The 19,141-nt window shown below is 71.0% G+C and carries 15 protein-coding genes; 9 read left to right on the forward strand and 6 right to left on the reverse strand.

From position 1 onward, the window contains the following. Window positions 1–148: 148 nt before the first annotated feature. Window positions 149–325, reverse strand: a complete 177-nt coding sequence (locus CRM73_RS09815) for a hypothetical protein (protein ID WP_229587541.1) — start codon at window positions 323–325, stop codon at window positions 149–151. A gap of 97 nt (window positions 326–422) precedes the next feature. On the opposite strand from CRM73_RS09815, the gene CRM73_RS09820 reads away from it, so the two are divergent. Continuing rightward, window positions 423–920 (forward strand): CGNR zinc finger domain-containing protein, encoded by a 498-nt coding sequence (locus CRM73_RS09820; protein ID WP_229587542.1) that lies wholly within the window; start codon window positions 423–425, stop codon window positions 918–920. A gap of 61 nt (window positions 921–981) precedes the next feature. On the opposite strand, the gene galE is transcribed toward CRM73_RS09820, so the two are convergent. The 4 genes from galE to CRM73_RS09840 are packed head-to-tail and all read right to left on the reverse strand — an operon-like array spanning window position 982 to window position 5,052. After that, window positions 982–1,935, reverse strand: a complete 954-nt coding sequence (galE, locus tag CRM73_RS09825; RefSeq protein WP_229587543.1) for a UDP-glucose 4-epimerase GalE — start codon at window positions 1,933–1,935, stop codon at window positions 982–984. Further along, entirely contained in the window at window positions 1,932–3,131 is a 1,200-nt protein-coding gene (galK, locus tag CRM73_RS09830; RefSeq protein ID WP_229587544.1) for a galactokinase, read from the reverse strand. Before galK ends, galE begins: the two co-directional genes overlap by 4 nt. Then, window positions 3,128–4,270, reverse strand: a complete 1,143-nt coding sequence (gene galT / locus CRM73_RS09835; RefSeq protein WP_229587545.1) for a galactose-1-phosphate uridylyltransferase — start codon at window positions 4,268–4,270, stop codon at window positions 3,128–3,130. The genes galK and galT overlap by 4 nt, the downstream gene beginning before the upstream one ends. Further along, window positions 4,267–5,052, reverse strand: coding sequence for a DeoR/GlpR family DNA-binding transcription regulator (locus CRM73_RS09840; RefSeq protein ID WP_229587547.1), 786 nt, complete (start codon window positions 5,050–5,052; stop codon window positions 4,267–4,269). The genes galT and CRM73_RS09840 overlap by 4 nt, the downstream gene beginning before the upstream one ends. A 261-nt stretch (window positions 5,053–5,313) precedes the next feature. Between CRM73_RS09840 and CRM73_RS09845 the strand changes: the two genes are divergently transcribed. From CRM73_RS09845 to CRM73_RS09875, 7 genes are all read left to right on the forward strand, one after another. Then, the gene (locus tag CRM73_RS09845; protein ID WP_229587568.1) at window positions 5,314–7,524 is read left to right on the forward strand and encodes an alpha-galactosidase; all 2,211 of its coding nucleotides are present in this window, start codon (window positions 5,314–5,316) and stop codon (window positions 7,522–7,524) included. Between the two features lie 8 nt (window positions 7,525–7,532). Beyond that, window positions 7,533–8,462, forward strand: coding sequence for a carbohydrate ABC transporter permease (locus CRM73_RS09850; RefSeq protein ID WP_229587548.1), 930 nt, complete (start codon window positions 7,533–7,535; stop codon window positions 8,460–8,462). Between the two features lie 15 nt (window positions 8,463–8,477). Beyond that, the gene (locus CRM73_RS09855; RefSeq protein ID WP_229587549.1) at window positions 8,478–9,473 is read left to right on the forward strand and encodes a carbohydrate ABC transporter permease; all 996 of its coding nucleotides are present in this window, start codon (window positions 8,478–8,480) and stop codon (window positions 9,471–9,473) included. 9 nt (window positions 9,474–9,482) lie between these two features. Next, window positions 9,483–10,895, forward strand: coding sequence for a sugar ABC transporter substrate-binding protein (locus tag CRM73_RS09860; protein ID WP_229587550.1), 1,413 nt, complete (start codon window positions 9,483–9,485; stop codon window positions 10,893–10,895). 117 nt (window positions 10,896–11,012) lie between these two features. After that, window positions 11,013–12,149 carry an ABC transporter ATP-binding protein gene (locus CRM73_RS09865; RefSeq protein WP_176337846.1) on the forward strand — a complete coding sequence of 379 codons (1,137 nt, stop codon included), beginning with the start codon at window positions 11,013–11,015 and terminating at the stop codon, window positions 12,147–12,149. A gap of 72 nt (window positions 12,150–12,221) precedes the next feature. Beyond that, window positions 12,222–15,260, forward strand: a complete 3,039-nt coding sequence (locus CRM73_RS09870; protein WP_229587551.1) for a glycoside hydrolase family 2 TIM barrel-domain containing protein — start codon at window positions 12,222–12,224, stop codon at window positions 15,258–15,260. Window positions 15,261–15,493: 233 nt separating this feature from the next. Next, on the forward strand, window positions 15,494–16,801 hold the full coding sequence (locus CRM73_RS09875; protein WP_229587552.1) for an MFS transporter: 1,308 nt from the start codon (window positions 15,494–15,496) through the stop codon (window positions 16,799–16,801). A 43-nt stretch (window positions 16,802–16,844) separates the two neighbouring features. Here the strand turns inward: CRM73_RS09875 and CRM73_RS09880 are convergent, their stop codons facing one another. Continuing rightward, window positions 16,845–17,990 carry a DMT family transporter gene (locus CRM73_RS09880; RefSeq protein WP_370658535.1) on the reverse strand — a complete coding sequence of 382 codons (1,146 nt, stop codon included), beginning with the start codon at window positions 17,988–17,990 and terminating at the stop codon, window positions 16,845–16,847. An 88-nt stretch (window positions 17,991–18,078) separates the two neighbouring features. On the opposite strand from CRM73_RS09880, the gene CRM73_RS09885 reads away from it, so the two are divergent. Beyond that, entirely contained in the window at window positions 18,079–19,005 is a 927-nt protein-coding gene (locus tag CRM73_RS09885; RefSeq protein WP_229587553.1) for a LysR family transcriptional regulator, read from the forward strand. The last annotated feature ends 136 nt before the right edge of the window (window positions 19,006–19,141 follow it).

The following is a 19,141-nucleotide window of genomic DNA, read 5'->3' on the forward strand; positions in this document are numbered from 1 at the left end:
CCCCGGAGGGACGTCTGCATGGGGACCGACACGAGCCCGATCCCATGGCCCAGGACAGGGAGATCAGCTGTCCGTCAGCAGGGAGATACGTGTCCGCCTACAGGGAGATTGGCATGTCCGCTAGCAAGTGCGGCAGCCCCTCGCACCGTCACCGGCTGGGCTGCTCCATCCCAGGGGTTGTAGTGGCACCCAATAGGTGATCGCTGCCCTCGGTGCGCAGGAGCACGATCCACTGTCCCTGCGCGGTGCGTGCGTAGGTCAGCTGCCCGTTCGAGACGCGGTGGGTGGAGATGATCCGATGTTCCTGGCTATGTGTGGTCGTCATGCACCCAGCCTGGTGTAATGGTCTTATGCACGTAAACCCTTACGGTTCTGACGGTGTTCGTCTCGGGCTTGAGTTCCTCGCCCAGCCCCCTGCTTCGATGGCGGTTGCCGCAGACCACGGCCGGGCCCGCGGGCTGATCCTGGACGACGACGATGTCCAGGAACACGGGTTGGGACAGCTGCAGGACTTCCTCGCGCAGTGGGTGCAAGTGATAGATCTGGGAGAGGAGAACGCGCGGGCGGCGCACCTGAACGTCCTGCTCGCCACATACACCCAGCCGGTGAGCGTGACCAACCACGCCGGGGACGGCTGGCACATGCATTTCCGCAGCGATGCCCTGCCTGCTCACCGGATCATGATGGCGTTCATCACCGCCGGCACCGCTCTGCACTTCGTGCACCGGGGCATCCACCGTCTCCGGCGCTGCGAACGTCAGGCCTGCGGGACTGCCTTCGCGGACTTCAGCCGACCCGGCACCCAGCGTTACTGCAGCCGGGCCTGCGCCAACGCCGACGCCGTCCGTCGCCACCGACAGCGCAGCAGGGCCCGCCATCAGGAGACCCAAGAGGGGCTGACGCTCCAGAAGCCCGTGTAGCGCGGGCGCCTCGGGCGGGCGACTTCGGTACACGTTATTGTGTAGGGATTCTGTGGCGGACTTACTGGTGTGCTGTGTAGGCGCTGGCCACCATGTCGTGCAGGCTGTGGCGCATTTTCCAGTCGAGGTCGCGGGCGGCCCGTGTCCCGTCGGCGACGATCCGGGCCGGGTCCCCCGGGCGGCGGTCGCACAATTCGGGTGCGAAGTCGATGTCGGCCACGCGGGCTGTGGTCTCCATGATCTCTCGCACGGAGACGCCCGTGCCCGAGCCAAGGTTGTAGACCGGTTCCAGGGTCCGACCGGTCTCGAGGGCCCGGGCCGCGGCCACGTGCGCCGCGGCGAGGTCGCCGACGTGGACGTAGTCGCGGATGCAGGTGCCATCCGGGGTGTCGTAGTCCGTGCCGAAGATTTTCGGTTTCCGGCCCGCGGCCAATGCGGAGAGCACGAGGGGGAAGAGGTTGTGCGGGCTGGTGTCGTAGAGCTCCGGGGTGGCGGAGCCGACGACATTGAAGTACCGCAGCGAGGTGTGCTGCAGCCCCCTGGCCCGTCCCTGGTCGCGGATCAGCCACTCCCCGACGAGTTTGCTCTCCCCGTAGGGGGATTCCGGAACAGTAGGGGTGGTTTCCGTGACCAGGTCGACATGGGGGGTGCCGTACACAGCCGCCGAAGAGGAGAACACCATGTTCGGCACCCCGGCCCGTTCCATGGCGGTGAGCAGGTGGGCAGTGCCCGTGACGTTCTGCTCGTAGGTCAGCAACGGGTTCTTGACGGACTCCCCGGCGTACTTGTACCCGGCCAGATGGATGACACCGCTGACGTCGTGGTCGCGCAGTGTCTGCACCACGGTGTCGGTGTCCAGGATGTCGGCGTGGACAAACGGCGTCGTGCCAGGCACGAACTCGCGGTGCCCACTGGTGAGCGAATCCAGAGCCACGACGTCCATACCCGCCCGGTGGAAGGCCCGCAGAATGTGGGACCCGATGTAGCCGGCGCCGCCGGTGACCAACCAGCTCATAGCCGCTGCGCTCCTGCGGCCGGAAGAACAGTGAAGATATCGGGAGCCTGCAAGCCACTGTCGGTGAAACGGCGTTGTACGGCCTCCCGGACCTGGACTTCCTGGGTCACCGGGGTCAGTGCGATGGCGGAGCCGCCGAAGCCGCCGCCGGTCATCCGCGCCCCCACCGCACCGGCAGCCGTGGCGGCCTCGACGGCCAGGTCGAGCTCGGGGCAGGAGACCTCGTAGTCGTCGCGCAAGGAGGCGTGGGAGGCGGCGAGCACATCCCCGATGCCGGCGATGTCCCCGGCGCGCAGCCGCTCGACGGTGGCCAGGACCCGAACGTTCTCGGTGAGCACGTGCCGGACCCGGCGGGCGGTTTCCTCGTCGAGGACAGTGAGGTCGGCGTCGGCGGGGACATCGCGCAGCGAGGCGGCCCCGAGGGCTGCGGCCCCGGCCTCGCAGGAGGCCCGGCGTGCGGCGTAGCCGCCGTCGGCGTGGGAGTGGGCGACCTTGGTATCAATGACCAGCACGGTGAATCCCTGTTCGGCCAGGTGCAGCGGCACGACGTGGGACTCCAGGCTGCGGCAGTCCAGGAACAGGGCACCGCCGGCCCGGCCCATCAGCGAGGCGGACTGGTCCATGATCCCGGTGGGTGCCCCGACGAACTCGTTCTCCGCCTGCTGGGTCAGCCGCGCCATGGCGGGGCGGTCCAGGTCCAGGTCGAGCAGGTCGTTGAGCGCCACGATGGTGGCGACCTCCACGGCGTGGGAGGAGGACAGGCCCGCGCCCACGGGGACGGTGGAGTCCAGCAGCAGCTCGAAGCCGGGCACCTCTACGTTGTCCAGCCCTGCGAGGACGTGGACGACCCCGGCGGGGTAGGCGCCCCAGTCGCCGACGGCATCCGGTGTGAGGCCGGGGACCGTGAACCGTGCGCGGGAGAGCCTCTCCCCCTCGGGGGCGTAGGTGGAGGCCAGCTCCACCGTCTGAGCCTCGGGCTCCCCGTCCCGGCGCAGCCGGACGGCGACCATCGCCGAGCGGTCGATGGCGAAGGGCAGCACGAAGCCGTCGTTGTAGTCGGTGTGCTCCCCGATGAGGTTCACCCGCCCCGGGGCACGCCACACCCCGTCCGGGGCGTGGCCGTAGACCTCGGTGAAGCGGCGGGTGAGCTCCTCGGCCCGGGTTTCTTCGTGCTGGTCGATCTTCTGGCGGGTCATCGTGCGGCCTCCCTCAGGCGTGCGGCGGTCTGCTCGGCGGTGACGTCGTTGATGAACGCCCCCATGGCGGCCTCGGAGCCGGCCAGGAACTTCAGCTTGTCCTCGGCCCGCCGGGGGCTGGTCAGCTGCAGGTGCAGCCGCCCGGCCTCCCGGTCCGCCGTGTTCACGGGGGTCTGGTGCCAGGCGGCGATGTAGGGCGTCGGCGTGTCGTAGAGCCGGTCCACCCGTTGCACCAGATCGCGGTAGAGGACCGCCAGCTCGTCCCGCTCCTCCCCCGTCAGCGCCGCCAGGTCGGGGACCTGCCGGTGCGGCACCAGGTGGACCTCCAGCGGCCACCGCCCGGCGTAGGGCACGAACGCGGAGAAGTGCTCGCCCGCCAGCACCATCCGGTCCCCGGCGGCGGTCTCGTCGGCCAGGACCTCCCCCATCAGGGTCCGCCCCGTGGCCTCGAGGTGCGCCCTCGAGCGGGCGGCCAGGCGGGCCGCGTGCGGAGCCGGATAGGGATAGCCGTAGATCTGCCCGTGCGGGTGGTGCAGGGTCACCCCGATCTGCTCACCCCGGTTCTCGAACGGGAACACGTGCCGGATCCCGGGCATCCGCGACAGCGCCTCGGTGCGCTGGGCCCAGGCCTCCACCACGGTGCGCGCCCGCTCGAACGGAAGGGACGCGAAGGACCCTTGGTGCTCGGGCGTGAACACCACCACCTCGCACCGCCCGTACGCGGGGGCGGGTGCGCCCCACAGCTCCCGTTCCTCCGTGGGCCCGGGTCCCGGGAGCTCGCCGAGCTCCGGGCCCAGCGAGGGGAAGCGGTTCTCGAAGACGACCACGTCGAAGTCCTCGACGGGGATCTCCGACTCCCGACCGCCCACGGACGGGCACAGCGGGCACTGGTCGGCCGGGGGCAGGTAGGTGCGCGCCTGCCGGTGGGCGGCCACCGCCACCCACTCCCCCGTCAGCCGGTCGAAGCGCACCTCACCGCCACCGGACCGGGCGTCCAGGGGCCGGCGGTCCACGACGTGCTCCACGGGCGGGGTGCCGCGGTCGGAGAAGAACACGGCCTCCCGTCCGTCGGCGAGGTGGTGGGTCCGGTGCGCGATCAGCAGTGCGGCGGCGCGCTCGGCGGGGGCGGGAGAGGTCATCGGACGGGCTCCAGTCGCAGGTCGGGGACGTGCTGGCTCAGGGTCTCGCGGTCGGCGGCGTCCAGACCGTCGTCGGTCACGACGGTGTCGACCTCGTCGAGACCGGCGATGCGGTACAGGCCGGACAGGCCCCACTTCGTGGAGTCGGCCAGCACCACGCTGCGGTCGCAGCGCTGAAGGAAGAGGCGGTTGATCTCGGCCTCCATCATGTTCGGGGTAGTCAGCCCGTCACGGTCGCTGATCCCGTGCACGCCCAGGAAGCACACGTCCACGTGCAGGGTGCGCAGCGCCGCGGTGGCCAGCGGACCCACCAAGGCGTCCGAGGGCGTCCGCACCCCGCCCAACAGGACCACCGTCTGGCCCGTGGCGGGCGCGTCCTGGAGCACGTCGGCGATCCGCGGGGAATTGGTCACCACCGTGATCCCGGAGACGCGGCGCAGGGCGCGGGCCAGCGCGAAGGTCGTCGTCCCGGAGTTCAGCGAGACGGACATGCCCGGGGCCACCATGGTCTCGGCGGCGGCGGCGATGGCCGCCTTCTCCGGCAGCTGCAGTTCGGACTTGTTCGCGAAGCCCGGCTCGGTGGCCGAGGAGCCGGCCGAAAGCTTCGCCCCGCCGTGGACCTTCTGCAGCTCGCCGTCTTGGGCCAGCCGGTTCAGGTCCCGGCGCACGGTCATGTCGGACACGCCCAGCTCGGCGACCAGGTCGGCCACCCGCACCGCACCGGCCGCGCGCACGCGGTCGAGGATCTCCCGCCGCCGGCGATCGGGAAGCATCTCGGACATCGATTCTCCTGGCTCGGTGAAGGGTTCTGTCGTCACTGAAAAGTGACTAGGACCACAATACAAACATGTCACTGTTTTTTTCAACAGGGTTGCTGTTCGGTTCTGTCGCTTCTAGTATGACGTGGAACACATCGATCGATCGCCTCGATCGAGTGCCCGGATCCACCACTCCCCGATGACCACCCAGGAGCCGACGTGACTGCTGTGAACCTCGAGCCGACCACCACCCTCGATCCGACCGGACCGTGCCGGGTCCACCTCATGAGTGGAGGTGTCTCGGTCCTGGTCGACCTCTCCGAGGCCCTGCTGCCCTCGGTGGTGCACTGGGGGGCGGAGCTGCCCGGGCTTGGCGCCGCCGAAGCCGCTGTGCTCGTCGAGGCCGCGGTGGCCCACCGCACGGCCAATGACCAGGACGTCCCGATGCGCCCCGACGTGCTGGGCAGCCTGCACACCGGCTGGTCCGGGCGGCCGGGCCTGGTAGGCGACCGGGACGGCACCGCGTGGACGCCGTTCTTCCGGGTGTCAGAGGCCCGTCTGGAGCCGGCGGGCTCGCAGGAGGCCGTCACCGACGGGGCCCTGGTGAGCACCGGTGCGGCCCGCCTGCTCGTGGCGGCGGAGGACACTGCGGCAGGCCTGCACGTGGCGGTCGAGCTGGAGCTCACACCCTCGGGGCTGCTCCGGGGCCGGGCCACGCTGACGAACACCGCCGCGGGCTCCTACCGTGTCCAGGAACTGGGCCTGATCTTCCCGCTGCCCACCCACGCGCGAGAGATCCTGGACTTCGCCGGGCACTGGAGCAAGGAGCGGGTGCCTCAGCGCCACGAGCTCACTGTCGGCACGCACCTGCGCGAGGGCCGCAAGGGACGCACCGGCGCCGACGCGGCCTACGTGCTGACCGTCGGGGAGCCCGGCTTCGGCTTCGCCGACGGCGAGGTCTGGGGCCTGCACACCGGGTTCTCCGGCAACCACCGCACGTGGGCGGAGCGGCTGTTCAACGGCCACCAGGTGCTGGGCGGCTCCGAGCTGCTGCTGCCGGGCGAGGTCTCGCTCGGACAGGGCGAGAGCTACTCCACCCCGTGGCTGTACGGCGTGTACGGGCGGGGGCTGGACGAGCAGGCCGGGCGCTTCCACGACTGGCTCCGGGCCCGCCCCCAGCACCCCGCCCGGCCCCGTCCGGTGACGCTGAACGTGTGGGAGGCCGTGTACTTCGACCACCGCCTCGAGAAGCTCTCTACCCTGGCCGACCGTGCGGCCGCCGCCGGGGTGGAGCGCTACGTGCTCGACGACGGGTGGTTCGGGGCACGGCGCGACGACAACGCCGGCCTGGGTGACTGGGTGGTCTCCCCCGAGGTGTGGCCGCAGGGCCTGTCCCCGCTGATCGACCACGTCACCGGCCTCGGCATGGAGTTCGGCCTGTGGTTCGAGCCCGAGATGGTCAACCCCGACTCCGACGTGGCCCGCGCCCACCCCGAGTGGATCATGGGCCCCGGCGGCCGTCTGCCCACCGAGACCCGCCGGCAGCAGGTGCTCAACCTCGGCATCCCGGAGGCTTACGCGCACGTGCGCGACCAGATGGTGGCCCTGCTGGAGGAGTACCCGATCGCCTACATCAAGTGGGACCACAACCGCGACCTGCTCGAGGCCGGCAGCCACCCCGACGGCCGCCCCGGGGTGCACGCCCAGACCCTGGCGGCCTACCGGCTGATGGCCGAGCTCAAGGAGCGGTTCCCGGACCTGGAGATCGAGTCCTGCTCCTCCGGCGGCGCCCGGATCGACCTCGGGGTCCTGGAGCACACCGACCGGGTGTGGACCTCCGACGACATCGACCCCTTCGAGCGCCAGCAGATGCACCGGTGGACCCAGCAGCTCATCCCGGCCGAACTCATGGGCTCGCACGTCGCCTCCGGCGCCTCGCACACGACCGGGCGCGTGCACACCCTGCACTTCCGCGCCGGCACCGCCGTGTGGGGCCACCTCGGTATCGAGTGGGACCTCACCCAGGCCACCGAGCAGGAATCGGCCGAGCTCGCCCAGTGGGTCGCCTTCCACAAGGATCACCGCGCGCTGTTGCACTCCGGCCGGATGATCCGGCTGGACGCCTTCGACCCGGCCCTGCAGATCCACGGCGTCGCCGCCGCCGACGGCTCGGAGGCTCTGTTCGCCGTCGTCGCCACCGCCCTGCCCGACGTCGAGCCGGTGGGCCGGTTCCGGCTCCGTGGCCTCGACCCGGACCGGCACTACCGCGTGCGCGACGTCACTCCCGGGGCCGAGCTGCGCGTGCGGGAGGACACCCCGGGGACCGACCCGCACGGCTTTCGCCGCCCGCCGTGGTGGCCCGGGGAGGAGGGCATCGTGCTCTCCGGCCGGTCCCTGCAGACGGCCGGTGTCCACGCCCCAGGTCTGTGGCCGGAGACCCTGCGCATCCTCCACCTGGAGGCCCAGCCCACCGTCGAGACCTCTTCCCAGAAGTGAGGTAGACCATGTCCACCAGCACCCTCACCCGCCGGCGCAGCCCGGGCGAGCCCGGAGGATCCCGTCGGCGCGGCCGGCAGGACACGCGGATCGCCCTGGTGTTCATCGCCCCCGCGGCCCTGGGCTTCCTCGTCTTCCTCGCCTGGCCCACCGTGCGCGGGATCTGGCTGAGCTTCACCAGCTTCAACCTGCTCACCCCGTCCGAGTTCGTGGGCCTGGCCAACTACCGACGCCTCGTGCAGGACCCCATCTTCTGGGACTCGCTGCTGGTCACGGTGGAGTACGTCCTGCTGAACATCGGGATCCAGACCACGTTCGCCCTGCTCATCGCGCTGATGATGCACCATCTGACCCAGTCCACCTTCCTGCGCGGGGTGGTGCTCGCCCCCTACCTGGTCTCCAACGTGGTCGCGGCGATCGTGTGGCTGTGGATCCTGGACACCCAGTTCGGTGTGGCCAACCAGGTCATCTCGTGGGTGGGGCTGGACCGGATCGGCTTCCTCTCCGACGAGACCTGGGCCATTCCCACGATCGCGCTGATCAACGTGTGGCGGCACATGGGTTACACGGCCCTGCTGATCTTCGCGGGTCTGCAGACCCTGCCCCAGACCGTCTACGAGGCGGCGCGCATCGACGGGGCCGGGGAGGTCCGGACGTTCTTCACCATCACCCTGCCCCTGCTGCGTCCGATCCTGGCGCTGGTGCTCATCATGACGGTGATCGGGTCCTTCCAGGTGTTCGACACCGTCGCCGTGACGACCGCCGGTGGGCCGGCCAACGCCACCAACGTGCTCCAGCTCTACATCTACGACATGGCCTTCGGCCGCTTCCAGTTCGGCTACGCCTCGGCGATGTCCGTGGCCCTGCTCGTGGTCCTGGCCGTCATCACCTTCCTCCAGTTCCGTCTGACCCGCGCCGGGTCCACGGACCTGGCCTGATCCCGAGGAGTTCCGATGAACCCGACCCCTGCTCCCGCGCAGCCCGGAAGCGCCGCACCCAGCCCCGCCGGCGCGGCAGCCCCGGTGGCCGCGGACCCGACGGACACCGGCCCCGCCCGCCCGGGCGCATCGCGCCGGCGGATCGCCCCCGGCAAGGTGCTCGCCTGGGCCTTCCTGATCGCCGTCGTCCTGGTGACGCTGTTCCCGTTCTACTGGATGCTGCGCACCGCGCTGTCCACGAACCCGGGGCTCCAGGCCGACCCCTCCTCCTGGTTGCCCCCGGAGTTCACCTTCGGTGCCTTCGAACGCGTGCTGGGGATGCAGTCCACCGAGGAGGCCCTGGCCGAGGGCGGATCCGGCACGTCGCTGAACTTCTGGCGCTACCTGCTGAACTCCGTGGTGGTGGCCACGCTCATCACCGCGGGCCAGCTGCTGTTCTCGGCCATGGCCGCCTACGCCTTCTCCCGGCTGAAGTGGCCCGGGCGGGACAAGGTGTTCGGCCTGTTCCTGGCCGGGCTGATGGTGCCGGCCATCTTCACCCTGCTGCCCAACTTCGTGCTCATCAAGGAGCTGGGACTGGTGGACTCCATGCTCGGCATCGCGCTGCCGACGATGTTCATGACCCCGTTCGCGGTGTTCTTCCTGCGGCAGTTCTTCATGAACGTCCCCGCCGAGATCGAGGAGGCCGCCTTGCTGGACGGGGTGTCGAAGGTCGGGGTGTTCTTCCGGGTGGTCCTGCCGATGTCGGCGGCGCCGATGGCAACCCTGGGCATCCTCACGTACATGACGGCCTGGAACGACTACTTCTGGCCGCTGATGGTCTCCTACACGGACGCCTCCCGCGTGCTGACGGTGGCCCTGGGCGTCTTCCGGGCGCAGTCCCCGCAGACCGGCACCGACTGGGCGGGCCTGATGGCCGCCACCCTCATCGCCGCGCTGCCGATGATCCTGCTCTTCGCGGTCTTCGCCAAGCGCGTGGTCAACTCCATCGGCTTCAGCGGCATCAAGTAGGAGCTCACCATGACACGCAACCCCGCACTCTCCCACCGCCCCCGGCGCACGGCACGCACCCGCGCGCGCCTGGCCCTGGCCGCGTCCGCCGTCCCGCTGTTCGCCCTCACCGGGTGCGGGGCGGGCGCCGACGCCGAGGCCACGGCCACCGGCGTCGTCGACTACTGGATGTGGGACACCAACCAGCTGCCCGCCTACCAGAAGTGCGCCGAGATGTTCGAGGCCGAGCACCCCGACCAGGACGTGCGCATCACCCAGACCGGGTGGGGCGACTACTGGACGAAGCTCACGGCCGGGTTCATCGCCGACACCGGCCCGGACGTGTTCACCAACCACGTGTCCAAGTACCCGCAGTTCGCCGAGCTCGAGGTCCTGGCCCCGCTGGAGGAGCACCCTGCCACCGCGGCGCTGGACCCCGAGGACTACCAGGACGGCCTCGTGGACCTGTGGACCGGACCGGACGGCCACCAGTACGGCGTGCCCAAGGACTGGGACACCGTCGCGGCCTTCTACAACGAAGAGCTGCTCGCCGAGGCGGGCCTGACCCCCGCGGACCTCGAGGGCTGGAGCTGGAACCCCGAGGACGGCGGCAGCTTCGAGGACCTCGTGGCGCACCTGACCGTGGACGAGAACGGGGTCCGCGGCGACGAGCCGGGCTTCGACAAGGACCACGTCGCCGTCTACGGCCTGGGCATCTCCGAGGCCGGCGGGAGCACCGCCGGCCAGGGACAGTGGTCGGCGTTCGCCGCCTCCAACGGCTGGCGGGTCACGAACGAGCCGCTGTGGGGAGACCACTACAACCTGGACGACCCCTCGCTGCACGAGACCCTCGACTGGTACTTCGGTCTGTCCGACAAGGGGTACATGCCCGACTACGGGCAGTTCAACGCGGCCGAGGGCGTCAACGCCCAGCTGGCCTCGGGATCGGCGGCCATGGTCCTGGACGGGGCCTGGATGATCAGCACTTACGCCGGCATCGAGGACTTCCCCGTGGGCACCGCCCGCACACCCGTGGGACCCGACGGCACCGCCACGACCATGCTGAACGGGCTGGCCGACTCGATCGTCAAGGACACCGACAACCCCGAGGGGGCGGCCCAGTGGGCGGCGTTCATGGGCTCGGCCCAGTGCCAGCAGGAGGTCGCCCGCGCCGGTGTCGTCTTCCCCTCCCGCCAGGACGCCACGCCCCTCGCCGCGGAGGCCTACCGGCAGATGGGCATCGACCCCGAGCCGTTCATCGCCCCGGTCGAAGAAGGCAACACCGTCTACTTCCCCGTCACCAAGTTCGGCGCGGATGTGTCGGCCCTGATGAACCCGGCCCTGGAGGACATCTACGCCAACCGGGTACCGGCCTCGACGCTCACCGAGATCAATGACGCCGTCAATGTCCTCTTCGAGACCGACGAGACCAACGACTCCTGACCCGCTCGGGCGCCGGGACCAGGCGTCCCGGCGCCCTGCCTCCTCCGGCACCACCCGGTGCCGCCCCACCCTCGCCGGCAGCAGTCCCTGCGGGCGCTCCGAAAGGAACCACCCACCATGTCTTCTGTGCGCTACGCCAATGTGACCTGTCAGTACCCCGGGGCCGAACGCCCCTCGGTCACCGACCTGAACCTGGACATCGCCGACGGGGAGTTCCTCGTCCTGGTGGGCCCCTCCGGGTGCGGGAAGTCCACCACCCTGCGGATGCTCGCCGGCCTCGAGGAGGTGACGGGGGGGAACATCTACATCGGCGACCGGGACGTCACCGACGTCCCGTCGCGGGACCGCGACATCGCGATGGTCTTCCAGAACTACGCCCTCTACCCGCACATGACCGTGGCCGAGAACATGGGCTTCGCCCTGAAGATCGCCAAGATCAGTGCTGAGGAGAGAAGGCGCCGGGTCGAAGATGCCGCCAAGATCCTGGACCTCACCGACTACCTGGACCGCAAGCCCAAGGCCCTGTCCGGCGGGCAGCGCCAGCGGGTGGCCATGGGCCGGGCCATCGTGCGGTCCCCGCAGGTGTTCCTGATGGACGAGCCCCTGTCCAACCTGGACGCGAAGCTCCGCGTGCAGACCCGCACCCAGATCGCGTCGCTGACCCGCCGGCTGGGCGTCACCACGGTCTACGTGACCCACGACCAGGTCGAGGCCATGACCATGGGCGACCGGGTCGCCGTGCTCAAGGACGGGCACCTGATGCAGGTCGACACCCCGCGCAAGCTTTACGACCGGCCGGCCACCGAGTTCGTGGCCGGGTTCATCGGGTCCCCGGCGATGAACCTCTTCCGGGTGCCCGTCACCGAGGCCGGGGCCCAGCTGGGCACGGTGCGGGTCCCGTTGAGCCCCGCCCAGCGTTCCGCTCTGAGGGGGTCCCAGGTCACGGTCGGGATCCGCCCCGAGGACCTCGCCCCGGCCGCCGAGGGCACCGGTCTGCCGATCGTCGCCGATGTCGTTGAAGAGCTTGGCGCCGACGCGTTCGTCTACGGTCACCTCGCCCCGGTGACCGCCGCCAACGCGATCGTGCCCGTGGACCCCACCACCGGGACGGCCGATGACCCCACCACGCACGAGTTCATCGTCCGGGCCGAGGGCCGCACCCCGCCCCGGGCTGGAGCCACGATCTGGGTCGCCCCGAACCTGGACCATGTCCACCTCTTCGACACCACCACCGGCACCCGCCTCCCCGACTGACCCGCAGAGCCCCGCCGCCCCACCCCACCCCGCACACGACATCGTCCGACCCGACTCGGAGCACCCAGACCCATGCACCCCTGCACCACCGGCAGCACCGCCGATCCCCGAACCGACCCGTGGTGGTTCACCAGGCCCGACGGGTCCGTCGGGTCGCTGCCGCCGCGCGCACATCTCACCTCCGACAGGCCCGAGCTCTCCCTCGCCGGGGAATGGGACTTCCGGTGGTTCTCCTCCGCGGCCGACGCTCTCTCGGCGTGCCCCGATCCGACGGCGCCGGACGCCGTCTGGCCGGAGCGGGTTCCCGTGCCCGGCCACTGGGTGCTCGAGCACCTCGACGGGGACCGGCGGTTCGGCACCCCCTGGTACACCAACGTCGTCTACCCCTTCCCCGTGGACCCGCCGCACGTCCCGGACGCCAACCCGACGGGCGACCACCGCACGCGCTTCGTGCTCGCCGATCTCACCGGCGGCGCGAGGACGGACCTGCGTGCCGTGCTGCTGCGCTTCGAGGGCGTCGAGTCGGCCTTCCGGGTGTGGGTGAACGGACGGTGGGCCGGCCAGGCGATGGGCTCCCGGCTCACCCACGAGTTCGACGTCACCGACCTCGTCCGGGACGGGGAGAACACCGTGGTGGTGCGGGTCCACCAGTTCAGCGCGGGGTCCTACCTCGAGGACCAGGACCAGTGGTGGCTGCCCGGCATCTTCCGCGACGTCCGCGTGCTCGGCGAGCTGCACGGCGGGATCGACGACGTCCACCTCACCGCGGACCGGGACCCGGCCACCGGTGAGGGCGTCCTGGGCTGCCGGATCACGGCCCCCGCGGACGCGTTCCCGGTGCAGGTGGAGATCCCGGAGCTCGGCCTTTCCACCACCGTGGACGGCCCCGACCGGGTGGAGCTGCCCGTCGGGGTCGTGCGCGCCTGGACCGCCGAGGACCCGCACCTCTACGACGTCGCCCTGCGCGCCCAGGGACAGCTCGTCACCCACCGCGCCGGATTCCGCCGCGTCGCCATCTCCACCGACGGCGTCCTGCAGGTCGACGGCGCCCCGGTGCGCTTCCGCGGCGTCAACCGGCACGAGTTCCACCCGCGCCGGGGCCGCGCCGTGGATGCCGATTTCACCCGCGACGAGTACCGCCTCATGCAGGGGAACCACGTCAACGCGGTGCGCACCAGCCACTATCCACCGGCGCACCACGCCCTCGACCTGGCCGACGAGATGGGGCTGTGGGTCGTCCTCGAGGGCGACCTCGAGACCCACGGCTTCGTGCAGCAGGGCTGGGCGCGCAACCCCTCGGACGACCCTGCCTGGCGAGGGGCCTACCTCGACCGCACGGCCCGGATGTGGCACCGGGACAAGAACCACGCGAGCGTGGTGATGCTGTCCCTCGGCAACGAGTCGGGCACCGGCGCGAACCTCGCGGCCGCCGCCGACTGGCTGCGCCGGCACGACGACCGCCCCGTGCACTACGAGGGCGACCACGACGCCGCGTACACCGACGTCTACTCCCGCATGTACCCGACGCCGCGCGAGACCCGCAGCATCGCCGCCGGCGAGCCCGTGCCCTCCACGGACGCTGCCGGGTCAAACCGGATCGCCCGGATGCCGTTCGTGCTGTGCGAGTACGCCCACGCCATGGGCACCGGCCCCGGTGGCCTGGCCGACTACGAGGAGATCTTCCGGACACACCCCCGCGCGTGCGGCGGTTTCGTCTGGGAGTGGAAGGACCACGGCATCACCACCGTGACCCCGGCCGGCGTCCCGTTCCTCGCCTACGGCGGCGACTTCGGGGAGCCCCTGCACGACGGCAGCTTCGTGCTCGACGGACTGTGCACCGCCGACGGCCTCCCCGGCCCGGGACTGCTCGAGTACGCGGCGGTGATCGACCCGCTGCGCCTCGAGCTCGACCCCGGGCACGCGGTGGTCGGCAACGGGTACGACCACACCGTGCTCACAGGCCTGCGGCTGCACTGGACGCTGCGCGGCACCGCTGTGGAGACGCTCAGGACGGGCACGGTGGAGGCGGGCGACCTGCCGCCCCGCCGCAGCAGCCGCGTGCCCCTGCCCGTGGCCCCTGGACCCGGGCAGCACCTCGAGGTCACCGTGGAGGCCCGCGGTCCTGTGGCCGGGTCACGACGGCGTGACGCCCAGCTCACCGGCCCGCCGGCCGTCGCCTCCGGGACACCAGGGCCGGCCGCGACGGCACCGTCCGGGGTCCGCGGTCCCGTGCTCTGCGTGTTCCGCGCGCCCACGGACAACGACGCCGGCACCATCGAGCCGACCCGCGAACTGTGGCGGCCGTCCCCGGACGGGGACGACACGGACTGGCACGGCTACACCGGGACCGACCCCCGCGACGCCACGGCGACGCCGGGCATCGTGGTCTCCACGGCCCGGCGATGGCTGGACCACGGTCTGCACCGTCTCCAGCCGCGCACTCTGCCCCACGATTCCGGCGCGCCGGCGGGCACGGTCCGCACCCTGTGGGCCGCACCGGGCACCGATCTGCGCACCGCGCCGTTCGTGCTCACCCACCGCTGGAGCGCCACGGACCGCCCCGGCGCCCGGCGCCTGGAACTGTCCTGGCAGCTCCCCGAACTGGACGTCCCCCTCGCGCGGGTGGGCTGCGTCCTGTCCCTGCCCGTGGATCCTGACGGGGAGGTGGAGTTCGACGGCGACGGCCCGCACGAGTCCTATCCCGATGCCTGCGCCGCCGCGCGGTACGGCACGCACCGCCTTCCGGCCCGGGGCCTGGCCGATCCCGGCGCCCGCCCGCAGGCCTCGGGCAACCGCGCCCGCGCGCACCGGCTCAGCATCCCGCTGGCCGACGGCACCCGCCTGCGGCTGCGGACCCTCGGCGCCGAGCTGGACGGCGCGCCCGCTCCTCGGGGCCTGCAGTGGACGCTCACGCCGTACCTGGAGGAGGAGCTCATGGCCGCGGCTCACCCGCACGAGCTGCCGGACATCGCCGGACGCGACTGGTTCCTGCACCTCGACGTCGGCCACCACGGTCTCGGCAGCCGCTCCTGCGGCGTCGACGTCTCCCCCACCGCTCGTCTCCATGCCCGCAACGCCCGGCTTGAGGTAGTCCTTGAACCCGTAACGTAACCTCCGACCTTGTCGAGGGGACATGTCGACTGTGACTCCGTCTCCTCGATTCGCCCACGTGGCGGATGTTGGACACGCCGATCGAGGGTTCTTTCCTGCGCACGGCCCCAGACACCGAACGGCACGACCGAATGGTGACGACTGAAGCTGTTCCTCGGATTACCACCCCGCCGCGAACCACGGACTCTCCTCGTACGAAATCCCTGACTCCTGGCTCATGAAAGGCCCCTGCCATGGCCAACCCCCGCCCGGCAACGGCACGGGTGTCCACGACTCGGCTGCGCCGTGCCCGCATCGGTGTCGCGCTGCTCTTCCTCACCAACGGCGCCCTGTTCGCCAACCTGCTGCCCCGGTACCCGTCCATCAAATCCGAGTTGGACCTGTCCAACGCCCAGTTCGGGCTGGCCGTGGCCGCCTTCCCGCTGGGTGCCCTGGTGGCCGGGTTGGGAGCGGCCGCGCTGATCCGCCGCTTCGGCTCGGGTGCGGTCGCGGTGGCCGGCACCATGCTCACCGGTGCCGGGATCCTGGCCGCAGGCCTGGCCCCGTCCTGGGCTCTGCTCGCCGGAGCACTGCTGGGCGCCGGTGCTGCCGATACGATCACCGATGTCGCCCAGAACTCCCACGGATTACGCGTCCAGCGCCTCTATCGGCGCTCCATCCTCAACTCCTTCCACGCCGTATGGAGCATCGGAGCTGTGTTGGGCGGACTCATGGGGGCCGGGGCGATCATGATCGGGCTCTCCCGCGGGGTGCACCTGGGGCTCTCCTGTCTGATCTTCGCCGGTGTGGCCCTGACTGCCCACCGTCTGCTGCTCCCGGGCCCGGAGCCCACCACGCGCGACGGCCACGGCTCCGGCCACGACGAGCGACCTGCGGCCCCGCGCTCGATGGCGTTGGTCTGGGCCCTGCTCATGGCCCTGGTGTTGATCGCCACCTCCGGAGCGCTGGTGGAGGACGCCGGCAGCACCTGGGCGGCCCTTTACCTCTCGGGCTCCCTCGGGGCGGTCGCCTCGGTGGCGGCCCTGGGTTTTGTGGCCCTGACCGGCGCCCAGTTCGTGGGCCGGTTGATCGGGGACCGGCTGGTGGACCGATTCGGGCAGCGCGCTGTCGCTCGCACCGGAGGACTGATCGTGCTTACCGGGATGGGGCTGGCTCTGGCCGCTCCATCGGTGCCCGGGACGATCGCCGGGTTCGCCGCCGCTGGGTTCGGGGTGGCCACCCTGGTGCCCGCTGCCATGCACACCGCCGACGAGCTGCCCGGGCTACGCCACGGCACCGGTTTAACCTTGGTGAGTTGGCTGATGCGCCTAGGTTTCCTGTGCTCCCCGCCACTGGTCGGACTCATCGCCGATGCCACCAGCGTGCGCACCGGCCTGCTGGTCGTCCCGATCGCCGGGGTGCTCGTAATCCTCCTCGCGTCGGTCCTGCCCTCACGGCCACCAGCCACCCCCGCCGCAAAAGACACTGCGACCAACCAGCCGGAATTCCACCCGGGCTGGGACTCGGAGCTCTTACTGCAACATCACCTTCGCGAAAATTGACCGGTAGCGGGCTACATGTAAGGTCGCGCCACTCGATGATCTCCTACCTAAGAGGTTCCACGGCCCCGCCCGCTGGCTCCGTAGTGTTTCGGCGAGAGCCAGCGGGTTCTGCGTCGTCCGGCTCAGGCGGCCCGGCGTGGTGGTGACCAGCGTGTCGCCGGGGGGCGGCCGACTTCCCGGGGGATTGCCGTCGTGGGCCGGTCAGTGTGACCCCTGCGCTGGCGAGGATCACCAGGACGATGGCGAGGTTCCGGAGCATCCCCGATTCCTGGCCGAGCAGGATCCAGCCGAACAGGGCGGCGAAGGCCGGCTCCAGGCTGAGCAGAATGCTGAAGACCGGGGCGGGGAGGCGGCGCAGCGCGGAGAGCTCCAGGGTGTAGGGGACCACGGAGGCCAGCAGCGCGGTCACCAGCGCCAGGCCCACCAGCACCGGGTCGCCGAACGCCCCGATGGCCCCGGGCGCCCCGAGTGGGGCCACCACGAGCGTGGCCACGACCAGTGCTGCGGCCAGTCCTCCCGCCCCGGGAACCAGTTGCCCCACGCGGGCACTGGTCAGCACATATCCGGCCCAGAAGACCCCGGCCACCAGGGCCAACACCACGCCGACCGGATCCAGGGCCGTGCCCAACGCGCTGTCCAGGCCCAACAGGGCCATCCCCCCAAGGGCGACGGCCACCCACAGCCCGTCCAGTAACCGGCGGGCCATGACCGCAGCCAGCACCAGCGGGCCCAGGAACTCGATGGACACGGCCGCCCCGAGCGGGATCCGCTCCAGGGACGCGTAGAAGAAGCCATTCATGCACCCCAGCGCCGCACCGAAGAGGGCGATTGCCGTCCACTGCTTCCGGGTCCAGGTGCGCACCGGCGGCCGGACCACGGCCAGCAGGATGACGGCGGCCATTCCCAGCCGCAGCGTGGTCACCCCCCACGCCCCCAGATGCGGGAACAGCTGCACGGCCACGGCGGCACCGAACTGCAGCGAGATGCAGGAACCGATCACCAGCCCGACGCCGGCCAGCAGGTTCCGCGGTGAACCCTGCTCAACGCCCGGCACGGTGGGCGTCGTCGGGGTGGCCACGGAAGGGGCACCCGAGGTGGGGGCGGCCGGCACCGGGGCGGCCGGCACCGCGATGTTCGCAGGTCGACGGGCGGGCGCGATCAGGGGCAACGGATTGGTCGAGGGAGTCACCACTTCATGCTCGTCGACCCGCATTGTGCAGTCCAGCAACTCCTTCTCACATGCACTGTAGAGCCCAGCTTCACAGTAGGCTCGACCCATGTTGTCACTGCCCCGCCTCCGGCTCCTGCGGGAGGTGCACCGCACCGGCTCCCTCACGGCCGCCGCTCGGAGCCTGAACTACACCCCCTCGGCCGTCTCCCAACAGCTCAAACTGCTCGAGCGCGAGACCGGCACGCCCCTGCTCGAGGCGGTCGGCCGCGGGGTGCGGCTGACCCCGGCCGCCCAGGGACTGGTCGGGCATACCGAGCGGATCCTGGCCCACCTGGAGGAGGCCGAGGCCGAACTGGCCGCAACCCAGGATGAGGTGCGCGGCCACCTGCACGTGGCGGCCTTCCAGAGCGCGATGCTCACGGTGGCCCCCACCGTCCTGGACGCCCTGGCCCGGGACCACCCCGACCTTCACGTGACCATCACCCAACGCGAGGTGGAGGACGCCTTCGAAGGGTTGCTGGCCCATGAGTTCGACCTGATCATCAGCGAGGAATACCTCGGGCTACCGGATCCCCTGCGCGAGGGCGTGGACCGCGTCGAGCTGCTGCGCGACCCGCTCCACCTCGCCCTGCCGCTGGAGGGTCCGTGGTCGGCCCGTCCCCGATCCCTGTCCGACCTCGCCGAGGCCCCGTGGGCCCTGGACCCGGCCGACACACCCACCGGCGCCTGGGCGCGGGCCGTCTGCCGGCAAGCCGGTTTCGAACCGCGGGTGCGCGTGGACACCCTCAATCCCCTGCTCCAGGTGGACTTCGTCCGCTCCGGCCATGCCGTGGCCTTCGTCCCGGCCTTACTGGGGCCCCGGCACCTGAACGGTGTCCGCTCCGTGGGGCTGGCCGGCGCCCCCTATCGGTTGCTGTCCATCCAGGTGCGCTCAGGTCGCACCCGGCACCCCGCCGTCATCGCCTGCCGTGCGGCCTTCGTCGAGGCCGTGGCACACCTGAGCGTGGACACACCGGAGTGGACCCTGGGTTGAGTCAGTCGCGGTCGGCCTCGCGGACCGGGAGCATACCGACCCGACTGCAATGCCTATCCCTCTGGAGACCGGTAGCCGGGCCATATGTAAAGTTGCGGCGGGAATTGTCCTTCGGGGCTGATGCGATTCATTGCCG

Origin of the sequence: Kocuria sp. CCUG 69068 (assembly GCF_020833785.1) — a bacterium.
GTDB classification, from domain to species: Bacteria; Actinomycetota; Actinomycetes; order Actinomycetales; family Micrococcaceae; genus Kocuria; species Kocuria rosea.